Here is a 12,156-nt window from a genome sequence, read left to right on the forward strand (position 1 = left end):
CACGGCCTCCGGACCCTCACCATAAGGGGCCGGGCTCCCCACAATCTCACCTTCTCCTTTGGCGCCCCCTCGGAAAATGAGCCTTTCCTGGTCTATGAGAAGGGGGTAAAATCAAGGATCAGCCGGTAAATGTCGCCACCTGTTCCCTCCCCTCATTATATGCTATAATAAATATGCATTGCCGCATCCTGCCCGACGGCTTGATTAAAGAAGCATGGCGAGAGAAGGAGTATCTGCTCATGGAGATAAGCAACGGGAGCCAGAAATATGTCTCCCTCCCTCTGAACCCGCACCCCATGGAGGGAGAAAGCCCACCCACAGCCGCTCCTGAGCCACGGGAGAGCGTCGATATAGGAAATGCCCCCCAGGGCAGGCTTGCAGGAAGACCGGTGTTTCCTCAGCCCACAGGGCTTCCCGCAAGCGCCCCTCAGGGAACAGAGGGAACTGAGGCAAAAACCGATGGACCCTCGGAGGTGCGGCGCCCTGTGCCACCTGAGCCTCCCGCCTTTCCCGCCGACGAGGGAGCCCATCCCGGGGTGAAGACAGAATGGTGGTATGTCAACGGGCACCTCAAGGACAGTGACGGCCGCCGTTTTGGCTTCCACGAGGCGCTTTTTGACACTCCTGATGTCATATCGGGCCGTTACAACATCGACCTGCCAGGCATGCCGGGAGCGACGATGCTTGACACGGCATTTCTTGAACTTGACGCGAAAGCTCACACCCAGAAAAGGATCCTTCACCTCCATATGCCGGGAGCAGACCATCCCGGTCTCTCTGAAGGCAAGCTCGACAACCGCTTCGATTCCCCCATGGGAGAATGGCAGCTCAGGCGGATCGACCCTTCCACCATTGAGCTGGATAAACCCCTCCCCGACGGGAAGCTCCACCTTACCCTCCGCGAGAAAAAGGCGCCCCTCATGATGGGAGGCCAGGGCGAGATACCCATGGGCCCCAAAGGGCTCTCCAAGTATTACACCCACTCTTCTCTCAAGGCCGAGGGCACCATTACGAGGAACGGCAAGACCCTCGACATCAAAGGCTCCGTGTGGATGGATCACCAGTGGGGCGACATGTCCATGTTTGATCCCTGGAAGGGATGGGACTGGTTCGGTATACAGCTTGACGGGGGGAGGCAGCTCAATGCATTCAACTTCAGAAACGAAGATGGCACCAGCCTCCAGACCACCCTTGGGATAAGCAACCCTGACGGCACCCAGGAGCACCTGGACGAGTTCACCGTGAAGCCCGGAGGCCACTGGGAAAGCCCTGTGACCGGCGCATGCTATCCCCTCGAGTGGACTATTGAAATTCCCGCGAAAAAGGCCACCCTCCACGTCAAGGCATATCACAAGAAGCAGGAGGTGCCCGGCAACTGGCCCTATACCAGCAAATATCTTTCTGCCATGCCCACGTACTGGGAGGGAGCGTGCAAGGTGACCGGAACCTTTGAGGATAAGCCTGTCAAAGGAAAGGCTTACATGGAGCTCCTCGGCTATGAGGAGAGGAAAGATGACGGTGAAAAGGCCGTGGCAGAGGCCAGGAAGCTTGTGGCAGCGGCAGAGAGCCACGATCCTTCGGCAGAGATGCTCTTCTCGGGGGGGAACAGGCAGCAGGGATAATCAAAGAGGTATTCTGGTGAAGAAAAGGGCCTGTCATAGACAGGTGCCTCAGGGGTGCCAGAGGCTTCCCTGGTGAAAGAACAATATGAAGAGGGGGTGGCAATTATGCGAATAATGATGCCCGTCCTTCTCCTCATGGCAGTTTTTCTGCTCATGACGCCCTTCCAGGCCCATGCGTGCGGAACCTGTGCCTATCAGATGATAAACGCGCACTTCCCTTTCATCGGTCAGTGGTTCGTGCTTTTTCTCCTTTGGTTCCTCATCATCATTGTGCTGAAAGCCATTGACGGCACCCTTGAAGGTGCAGCTGTCGGACAATTCGCGATTTTCGGATTCATAGCCTTTTGCAGCGGCGCGGCCATGCTGGGCCCCCTTCCATTCATTCCTGTCCTGATCTACTGGCTCTGGTGGTACGGGAGCCTTTTCTACCAGAAGGGGAAGACGAGGACCGAGAAGCTGGCGCTCTATGTCACCCATGGGCTGACGATAGCTCTCATCGTGTCAGCAGGCCTATCTCTGAACAAGGCCGCGGACGAAGGAATAAAGGGAAAGCTGAGCAGGGTCAGCGGCGGGTCCATGCTTTACGGCCTTAGAAGCCAGGTGGCGCAGGAAAAGCTTTTAAGCGACATCGAGCTTGTGGAGCTTGCCCAGAACGGCGATGCGAACCAGAAAACAAGCTCCATTGCAATCATGGGCAAGATGAAAAATACCTTCTTTGTTCCTGCACTCGTGGAGATCATGCAGAACGAAAAGAATAGTAATGTCAGAACACAGATATCCTCTACTCTCAAGGAGCTTACGTCGGTGACGGGGGCGACAGACAGTTCTGTCTTCTGGAAAAACTGGTGGACAGAGATAAAGCCCACGTGGAGCACTTTTAAAGAGCGCCGGAAGGAAGAACAGGAGAGGAGCTCATTATGTCCGGGCCCTTAAAGGAAGGCGAGACAATAAAGGACAGGTACAAGGTGGAGCGTCTCATCGGAGAAGGCGCCACAGGGTTTGTTTATCTTGTCACAGAGATAAGCAACCCTGCTATCACGTGGGCCGTCAAGGAGATCGTGAGCTCCCTTCCCGCGGGAGCCGAACAAAGTGAAATCCTGGAGCAGTTTCAGCGGGAATGCGCTATCCTGCAGAACCTTAACCACACGGGCCTGCCGAAGGTAGGCGAGACATTCTCCGAGGAGGAGAGGCACTATCTCGTCATGGAGTACATTGACGGAGAGAACCTTCTCCTGAAGCTCAAGATAAGGGAAAGCCCCTTCACCTTCGAAGAGCTGCTCCCCGTGATAAGTCAGCTTACCAGCATCCTGGAATACCTTCATGGGCAGGACCCGCCGGTCATATTCAGGGATCTCAAGCCTTCCAATATCATGATCACCGCGAAAGGGCGCGTGAAGCTCATAGATTTCGGCATTGCAAGGCATTTTACCCCGGGCAAGGTGCGGGATACCTACATAATGGGCACCCCGGGGTTTTCAGCGCCCGAGCAGTACGGGAAAGAACAGACTGACCCTAAGAGCGACCTCTATTCCCTTGCCGTCACCGTGTACTTTCTCCTCACCAAAGAAGACCCTGAGAAATTTGCCTTTAAATTCCCTCCCGTGACGCAGTTTAACAGTACCGTGCCCCAGTGGCTCTCGGCGGTTCTCTCCCGCGCGCTGGAAGAGGACAGGGAGAAGCGCTTCCCTTCTGTCGGCGAGATGCTCAAGGAGATAAGGAAAAACGTGCATTCCGAGTCGAAGACGGCATTCTCCTTACCGCCGCAGCCGCAGGCTCCGGCTCCCGTCTCTGATACAGCCATCTTATTCTGGAAGCTTTTCAGCTCCGTCACCCTGTCCGGGGCGTCGGTCCTCGTGCTCAGATATGACTGGGGAATTCCCCTCGGGCTTATTTTTGCCGCAGGTGCCTTCCTGTTCACTCTTGCCCTGTTTTTTGATTTTTTTGCTTCCCATGGGAAAAGGGGATCGGCAGGACAGGGGATCCCGCCATTGATTCCCCTGTGCGCCGGTATTGTGTGCGCCATTGTGCTCTTTTACCCTTTGAGGTCCTGTTATGCAAAACTCACCCCTCCCCCGCGCGATGTTTATGGAGACTGCGTCCGCAATCTTGAAAGCATAGGAGTTGCCTGCGAGCTCTACGCAGGCGACAATGGCGGTCTCTACCCTCCTGCCCTGGATAAGCTTGCCCCCCGCTATATTGAAAAAATACCGGCATGCAGCCTTACAGGCCAGGAAGGATATTACTACCAGACCGACGGAGGGGCAGCTTATACGGTGCAGTGCAAGGGGAGACATAAGGAAGAGAAGGCTCCTTACTTCCCTCAATACAGCTCCAGCAAAGGGCTATCCCGGCAGAATTAAATGGGATCTCAAGAGCAAGCCGCCGTTCCCTTTAGAGGACAAGCCGCGGCCGTTGTTGAACATTGAAAAGACCGTTATGCCTGAAAGAGAAGTGGGGGAATCGAGTTGGAGAGCCCGTCAATCATAACCGTGATATTACTTTTAGTCGTGCCGGTTCTCATCGTCATCTATGCATTATGGACGAGGGCGCGGATTATGGGTCAGCTTGAGAATCTGAAGCATCTGCCCCCGCTCGCCCCGACTATTTCTCTTGAACCGGCTTCCTCGCCTTCCCTGAAAGACCGCAGAAAGGCGGATTCCTGCAGCGACGAGTTCGTCAATCTCGGCTTTGCCTCACTCGGAAGCTTCACGATACCTGAAAAACCGGGCTACGTCGTGATTGCCTTCATAGATGAGAAGGAAAACATTTTCGGCTTCATTCAGGAGTTCCCTCAATTAGGCATCTTCGCAGAATTGCGCTGCTATTATGAGGACGGCACCCGCCTGAGAGTGAGCAATTATATCACCACACTCACTCCGGAGCAGCGGGAGAACAAGAAGGCTCCTCAAGGGGAAAATGGATCCTCAGAAAGTTCGAGCACAATAGCGATAAACAGGGAAGGTGCCTCCGTCACCGGCCTTGCCGCACTTATGAAGGAAAGCCTGGGGGATAAGCCCCGGAAGGCTCTCTCCGGCGAGCTTTTCAAGGCATGCTACGAGAATGATTATGCTGAAGAGGCAAAGCACATAAATGAGGTCATTGAGCAACTGAATGCGCAACTCGTTAAAAGAGTATGCTGAAGCCTGCAGGAAATATGCTCTCTGACCGAAGTAAATAGCTTTTCATACTCTCGTATAGGACTTTCTCTCATCTCTATTGAAGTGGATTCATTATGAGCAATGGAGGTATATTTTGGATAAAACAGAGATAATCAACTCCAGCTTTAGGATTCTCTATTTCACCGGAACAGGCAACACCGACTGGGTGGTAAACAAGATCAGGAACGGCCTCATCGCAAAGGGTGCTTCATGCGAGGCTCTGCCGGCGGACCGCCTGCTGGCGGATTGCGGGATGGGTGTCAGTACAAAGGCGGACCCGGAGCTGATCAGGGCAAAACTGGGAGATTTCCTGGCCGGCGACGCAGTCCTGGTGCTGGGATTCCCCACATACGAGGGAACGGTCCCGAGGCCCTTCAGGGAGCTCTTTCCGCTCTTGCCTGATGGAAAGGTCCGGAAACTGGCATGTGTCTCGACGATACTGCTGGCGGGCGGGGACGCCGTCCACATCGCCGAGAAGACTCTCGCACATCGCGGGTACAAGTCGTTCCTTACCACTTACGTGGTCATGCCCGGCAATATAAGGCTGCCTGATTTCACGTTTTTTGAGATACATAACGGTCATGAGCTTGACCGCTTTTACGAGTCGGCGGGAAAGGCCGTCGCGGAGATTGTGGATGAGCTGCTTTACCAGAAGGCCCACTTTGAAGGAAGAACCATCGCCGACTATCTTATCGGCGCCTCGAACCGATGGGGCGAATATATCCTCCCTGACCTGTGGGGCAGGCATATGTTCGCCGATGCGAAGTGCATCAAGTGCGCTCTCTGCGCTTCCTCCTGCCCGATGGGGAACATCAGCCTTGCAAAGGGATATCCCGAGTTCGGCAACGACTGCTGCACGTGCCTGCGCTGCTACAACTTCTGCCCGGAAAACGCCGTCCAGATAACAGAGCATACCAGGGACGAGAAAAAATACAACCGCTACAAGGGCTTTGACGGCTGGAAGCCGCCGCGGCTGAGGAATGTAGAGGTCGGAAAGCGGGAGCCGGCGAAAAAGTAACCAGCACATCGATGACGGGGGGCGATGAATATGAAGGTGAAGTTCACTGTTTCCCTGCAGGTTCTATCATTATGCCTGATTTTCCTGTGCTCCGGCGCTTACGCACAATCAGGCAGGGATCCCGGGAAGGCCGTGACCCTCCCCGTCACCTCAAAGGCCGTCACCATAATCAGCTCCGTTCCCTCCTGTGAAAGGGGGAGCGAGGTAAAAGCCTTTTCAGGCGCTTTCAGAAAGCTCAGCGCAAAGGCACACAATGGCTCCGTCTCCGTTCAGGCCGGGAGGGAGCCCGTTTTTATCAGTGATGGTGATACTTCTTTACCGGGGAATGTGCCTGCTGAAAAATCCCCTTTCGGCTTTCATCCTGCGAATGTGGCAGGTGACAGGAAGCCCTTTGGTGCCGCGGAGGATATCGGCATCAGGTGGCACCGGGGATTTTATGCCTATTGGATCGTGATACAGAGAGATAACGAAGATATTGAGAAAGGCCGTTACCACTGGGTCGAGAATGACCGCGAGTGGGGCGCCGTGCCCCCTTCAATGACGATTCTCGCGAATATCGGCCTCCCAGAGCGCCTGAAGCCCAATCCCGTGAAGGCGGGAAAAACCGGTGCCCATGACCGCGGAGGCTCACTGTGGCAACTCAACGAGCCCGAAGAGGCCTATCTCAGTTTCGTGAAGGCGGCCGTTGACAGATATGACGGCGATGGAAAGAATGACATGCCGGGCCTCAAGGTGCCCATTAAATACTGGCAGTTCGAGAATGAGCCCGACCTGAGAGGGAACAGTGACTGGGAAGGCTTTGCACATCTCCAGGAGATCACCTATAAGGCCATCAAGAAGCAGTGTCCCGCAGCCAAGGTAATGATGGGGGGACAGTCGGGCGGCGGCATCGAGACTTTTGACGCTTTCTATGCGCCTATTCTCAAAAAACTTGGGGGGCGCTTCGTCGATATCTATGATTTCCATTATTATGGCGATGCAAGGCTGGACTGGCGCGGCGTGAAGAAGATATATGATCATATAAGGAAAACGCTTGACAGCCTGGGGTATAAAAAGACCGAGATATGGATCACGGAGATGGGCTCATACAGCGGGGCGCCGGGTGATGAAAAAGAAAGGCAGGGGCCCCGCCAGGATCCCCATAGAATCAAGGACCGGCCGCAGACAGAGCGGGAGCAGGCAAGAGACGTGGTCAAGAGATATGTCTATCCTCTTGCCCTCGGGGTGAAAAAGGTCTTCTGGGCCTTCGGCCTCATGGAAGGGTTCAAGCATGACGACGGCTATTTTGACCATACAGGATTCATCTATGACGGGGAGTTCGACAATGACCCGCCGCGGGGAACGAAAAAGCTCTCTTACTATACCTTCAAGCTGATGACACAGACGCTTGAGGGCGCCGACTGGGACAAGGCAGGAATACTCGACCTGGCCGGCAATGTATATGCGATCAGGGTGCCGCGTGGAAAAGGCACGGTGACCATCCTCTGGTATGATCCCCCCTATGCTGTCTCAGAATGCCTGCCTCCTGAGAAAATAGCTGAAATCAGGAAAATGCTGAGCGCACTGGAAGAGGAAAAGACAGACCAGAGCAATGCCGAGAAGAAATTCGCCAGGCTCTTCCGGATTATCAGGATAGCCGTCGAGTCCGGCGGGCCGGGCGCGGTAAACTCCTGGGCCCCGAAAGACAAAGTGACGGCCATAGAGAGAAAAATCCGCGAAAGAAAAGCCGATGCCGTGAGCGACCTTGACGGCCTGATAAGGAAAGCCGTCAAGGCCTTTCAGTAGGCAAGAAAGAATCCGGGAGCGGTCCCCTTTCAGAAGGTTATCTCGCCGACGCGCTGCGTCTCTTTCCCCTCTGCAAGGCGCAGCGTGAGGTTTCTCCTCTTTTCCTCGGGGCGCCCGAAGCTGGTGATCACCTCGGCCTGCACGGTGACAGGGCCCATAAGCGAAGGGGCGCTGCTCCCGTAGTAGTTCACATCCACCTTGTAAGTCCCCTTCTCGGCGCGCCTCAGGCAGTATTCCTCAGGGCCGTATCCCTGGGTGAAATCGCGGCTCACCAGCCCGCCGATGGTGGTCCTGTTGTGGTTGTATGACGCCTCTTCACCTGACGGCTCTATGAGGTGGAGGTCCATGTCAGTGAGATCGGCATCCCATGTGAGAAGTATCCTGATATCAAGATCAAGGAGCTTCACAAGCCTCTTGTCGGAGGGATATTGTGCCGTCGCACCGCTCGTGCGCCTCAGGTACTCGGCACGGATGGCGTTGAGATCCATGAGAGCTATGACCTCGATCTCTTCGAAGCGGTCCCATGTATTGATCACCACGTGGTTCAGAAGCTCCATCGACTTCTCGTATTCCTTCGCGTCACCGGTGCTGCGGGCTCTCTTCGCAAGGGCCAGGGCGAGATCGCGGTATGACTGGGGTTCTTCGGGGCGGAGCCTCTTTGCCTCCTCGAGGAGAGGAATGGCAAGATCATATTTCTCGAGCTGCAGGAGCCTCTGGGCCAGCACCCTCAGGAGCGGCGCGCTCTCGAGCTCAAGCTCCGCTATGTTGGAGAGGATCTGTATCGCGATGCCTTCCTGCTTCTTTTTCAGCATATACTGCGCGCAGTCAAGGTAGAAGGCCGGCGAGGCACCGTATTTTTTCTTCTCCTTGATATAAACACTGAAGGGGTCCTCCTTGCCTGCCTGCGAGAGAGCCGTGAGATAGGGAGTCTCAGGATTCCATTCCTTGATGATGATCTCAGGCCCCGCCGGGCTCTCGCCCTTCCCGCCCGACTGCTTCTTGTCGGCGCCCGCCTCTGTCTTTGACATCGCCTCGTCGCGCTCCCCTCCACTGCCGAAGCCGTCTGCCGCCGAAGTGCGCGGCGCTGCAGTTGTTGCCTGGGGTGCGGCACTGTTTCTCATGGGCTCCGCAGGAGCCTGGTGACGCTCTCTTTGCTGCTCCCCGTTATAATATTTGAAATCCTTCTTGTAGGAATATTTCTTTTCCCACCAGGACACGCGGTCATCCCACAGCTTCACTATCCGCTCTATCTTGGACTCATCATCCTTCACTTTTGCCGCTTTTTTCTCTTTCATAGCCCTGTCATACTGCTCCCGGTAATCGGCAAGCCCCGCGGGAGGCCTTATGGCGTGATCCATATACTGCTCAATGCTCTCAAGGACTATAAGGGAAGTGAAGGGAGTGACAAGTGAGAACTCTTTTCCCACGCTCTCAATCTCCTGGGCATTTTTCTCCTGGAATATCGAGAGGTCCTCGACCTTTTTCTCCGCCCAGCAGCAGCGGAGAAGCTGGCCCGATGGCGCATTTTTTGTATCGATGGTATAGGAGGATTCCTTCTCAGTCATACCGGCGCGCCCATACCTGAGAGCCACCTTCGCCCCGGCCCCGCTGAAGCGCCCAAGGAGGGTGAACCTGCCCTGCACAGGCTGTGCCGTCGCAGGATAGCATTCAGGCTCCTCCGGAGATCCCAGATACGAAAAAGGCTTTTTACCTATCTCCCCGACAATTTCAGAAGGGGCGCGGCGCTCAAGGTTGAAAAATGCGCCGCCTGACGAGAGGGCGAGGAATTTCAGGAATCCGTAATTGGCCGAGAGATCCGATGAAAAGACGTAAAGGGGCTTTTTGAGCCCTGAGGGGACCTCACTGCCGAAATTGGAAATACCGTCGGTGAAGAGCAGGGCCACATCAGGATCCCGGGGAGGCGCCGCCAGGCAGCCTGTCTGTGTCCCGCCGTCATAGGCAAGCCCGCTTATTGCCTTTAAAAGCCCTCCGGCATCGCCGTTTCTCACCTCGAAAGACTGCGGCGGGGCCATGGCGTTCCTGAAAACAAGGAGATCGACGATGACTGGATCATTCCTGTACTGAGAGAAGAAGGCTTCAAGAAGGGCAAGCTCTTTCTTGTGATCAGCCTTTTCCCTTGAGCCCGAGGCATCCCAGTAGAGAGCCACGCGGCGGGGTGCAGGGCTTCTCTCCGCGACACCGGCAGGCGAGGGAAAATCATTGACGGCGAAGTAGTAGAAGCCATCGCCGCCATCCTCAACGATGACCGGCGTTTTTTCTACCTCAGGGAGCGCGATGGAGATCAGACCCTCGGCAGGACTGTCCTTGAGCTTGGCTTCGGCCACGTAACTGTCGTTCCAGCGGGAAAAGGCCAGGTTCGCCGGCCCTCCTGACTTCACCACCGGGGCGGCGGCACCCTTCACCACTTCCACCCTCATGGAGAACTCGCTGAGCTTTTTCGCAAAATTGAGGGGGAGGCGGTAGGAGGCCCCATCCTTCCCCGTCACAATGTCGCTTACATAGCTTACCCTTACGGTGCGGCTGCCCCCCGGGGGAATGGGAAATACGCGGGTCTTGAAGGTATTGCCTTTCGCCAGCTCCATGAGGCCCGGGTCGATTCCCTTGCGGACCTCCTTCTCAAAGACCTGCCTCCCCTTCTCCTTGCTCACGGCCACTCCTTCAACCATACGGCCCTTCACGTCCAGGGCATAGCCGCTTACTGTGGCGCCTTCAGGAAGGGGAAAGTAGAGATCGCCCGCCATAGGCCTGCTGTGGGGATTCGAGAATACCAGGGTCATCTCCGTCTCGGCAAAGTACCCGTAGATCCTGGTCTTTATCTCAACCCTCGCGATGCCGAGCTCTTCGGGCTTCTCGTCCTGCCCCTTCACCACCATTGCCGGGGGCCTTGTCACATCAGGCGCCGGAGGCTCGTCATCGGAGACCTGTGAAACCTGGCTATCAGGCCTGGTCTGCGCTACGGGGGCTTTTGCGGTTCGCGTGCAGGCCATGGCAAAGAAAAAAATCACGACAAATAAGGAGATCCACAGCTTCAGGGCAGAATTTACTTTCATCGCGGCAGGCATCCTTTCATAATTTACCTCAAGATAAGAGAAGAGTCGCATGTTCCGGACTATTATTTCTTCTCCCGCGACGATGAAAAATCTTTTTTGAGGGAAAAGGTTTGTAAAGGAGTCTGTCCCCATTTTCCTCGAATGCTGCAGATATGAGGGAGCATGAGAGCATGGCACCACCGCAAGATAAGGCAGGAAGAGGCGCAGGCGCTGCAAAAAAGAAAACGGCCTTTGTGGTGCTCACTGCTCTTGTGCTCCTCATCCTGCTGGAGCTGTTCCTCAGGATGTCCGTGAAACCATCTGAAATATCGTACGGGAAGCTCTTCGGCACCGAGCTCCCACCCTTCAAGATCGCCCCCGTCCCTGAGAAACCTGCTGAGAAACCTGCTGAGAAACCGCCTGTAAAGCAGAATGAGCCCCCTGTCTCAGGCGATGACCTCTATGGCTATTTTGTCCCCGATCCCCTTATCGGTTACCGATATCCCGAGAGCTATTCGTCGGCCCACAGGTGGTGGCGCACCAACAATGTAGGGGCCCGGGCCGACAGGGAGACAGCCCGCCAGAGGGAGCAGGGGAAGAAGCGTGTCATCATTTTCGGCGATTCCTTCACCAACTGCAGCCAGGTGCCCCAGGAAGCCACGTGGCCCCTCATTATGGAGAAAAGGGATCCCTCCCTGGAAGTGCTCAATTTCGGCGTCGATGGCTACGGTATGGGGCAGAGCCTTCTCAGGTACAGCCAGATAAAGGAAAAAATAAACTACGACGCGGTGCTCATGGTCCATGTCTCCTCCTGTGATCTCCTCAGGGACATCAACACTTACAGGAAGCTCATCGGCTGGGGAGGATGGCAGATCATGCCCAGATATGTCATTGAAAACAACGGCCTGAAGCTCATAAAAAGCCCATTTGCCTCCACCGATGAATTCTACAGCGAAAATGAAGGAAAGCTCAGCAGGCGTACTGTCGAGCACCTCAGGAAATACGACGCGCTCTATATCCCCACGAAGTACGAGAGTCCCCCGCTCCTCGGCGATCTGATTCTAGTGAAGCTGCTGCTGGGCTTCTACAACTATGTCCGTGAAGATTCCGTGCGCCTGGGGGTCTTCAAGGGAAACTCCGAGGCCCTGAGGATCACGAAGCTGATATTCAAGGAGATGGAGAAGGAGTGCCGCCAGGGGGGCAGGCTCTTTCTCGTCATCGTGCTGCCGCGCCAGGACGAGATCATCCAGTACAGGGATAAACCGGTCTTCAAGAGAAAGTGGGACGGCATCATCAGCTCCCTGGAAAAAGACCATATTCCTTTTGTTGACCTCATGCCCGATATGGTGGACATCCCCGAAAACAGATTCGACAAGAGCTACGACGGTGAGCATAACGGGCCGGAAGCAAACAGGATCATTGCCGATCTCCTGCTGAAAGCTCTCATCGAGAAGGGAATAACCCGGGACCTTTGATATTGAAGCGAGTTGACTGCCTCAGGCGTATTCTGTTATCATATGAGC

The 12,156-nt window shown here is 55.3% G+C and carries 8 protein-coding genes; 7 read left to right on the forward strand and 1 reads right to left on the reverse strand.

Annotation, left to right across the window (positions count from 1 at the left end; genetic code table 11):
• The first annotated feature begins 239 nt into the window (after window positions 1-239).
• The 6 genes from RDV48_28100 (at window position 240) to RDV48_28125 (ending at window position 7,583) form a co-directional block, all read left to right on the forward strand.
• Window positions 240-1,622, forward strand: a complete 1,383-nt coding sequence (locus tag RDV48_28100; protein ID MDQ7826698.1) for a lipocalin family protein — start codon at window positions 240-242, stop codon at window positions 1,620-1,622.
• A 105-nt stretch (window positions 1,623-1,727) separates the two neighbouring features.
• Window positions 1,728-2,555 carry a hypothetical protein gene (locus tag RDV48_28105; GenBank protein MDQ7826699.1) on the forward strand — a complete coding sequence of 276 codons (828 nt, stop codon included), beginning with the start codon at window positions 1,728-1,730 and terminating at the stop codon, window positions 2,553-2,555.
• Window positions 2,540-3,982: a serine/threonine-protein kinase gene (locus RDV48_28110; protein ID MDQ7826700.1), complete on the forward strand. Its 1,443-nt coding sequence runs from the start codon at window positions 2,540-2,542 to the stop codon at window positions 3,980-3,982. The genes RDV48_28105 and RDV48_28110 overlap by 16 nt, the downstream gene beginning before the upstream one ends.
• Window positions 3,983-4,177: 195 nt before the next feature.
• Complete coding sequence (locus tag RDV48_28115) at window positions 4,178-4,762, forward strand: hypothetical protein (protein ID MDQ7826701.1); 585 nt, start codon at window positions 4,178-4,180, stop codon at window positions 4,760-4,762.
• A 112-nt stretch (window positions 4,763-4,874) separates the two neighbouring features.
• Entirely contained in the window at window positions 4,875-5,798 is a 924-nt protein-coding gene (locus RDV48_28120; protein ID MDQ7826702.1) for an EFR1 family ferrodoxin, read from the forward strand.
• A gap of 30 nt (window positions 5,799-5,828) precedes the next feature.
• A complete protein-coding gene (locus tag RDV48_28125; GenBank protein ID MDQ7826703.1) occupies window positions 5,829-7,583 on the forward strand; it encodes a hypothetical protein in 1,755 nt (584 codons plus the stop codon).
• A gap of 29 nt (window positions 7,584-7,612) precedes the next feature.
• On the opposite strand, the gene RDV48_28130 is transcribed toward RDV48_28125, so the two are convergent.
• Complete coding sequence (locus RDV48_28130) at window positions 7,613-10,654, reverse strand: VIT domain-containing protein (protein ID MDQ7826704.1); 3,042 nt, start codon at window positions 10,652-10,654, stop codon at window positions 7,613-7,615.
• A gap of 170 nt (window positions 10,655-10,824) precedes the next feature.
• Here RDV48_28130 and RDV48_28135 point away from each other — a divergent pair, with 170 nt between their 5' ends.
• Entirely contained in the window at window positions 10,825-12,108 is a 1,284-nt protein-coding gene (locus RDV48_28135; GenBank protein ID MDQ7826705.1) for a hypothetical protein, read from the forward strand.
• Window positions 12,109-12,156: the final 48 nt, after the last annotated feature.

The sequence above is a fragment of the Candidatus Eremiobacterota bacterium genome (assembly GCA_031082125.1).
In the GTDB taxonomy this organism is placed as follows: domain Bacteria; phylum Vulcanimicrobiota; class CADAWZ01; order CADAWZ01; family Ess09-12; genus Ess09-12.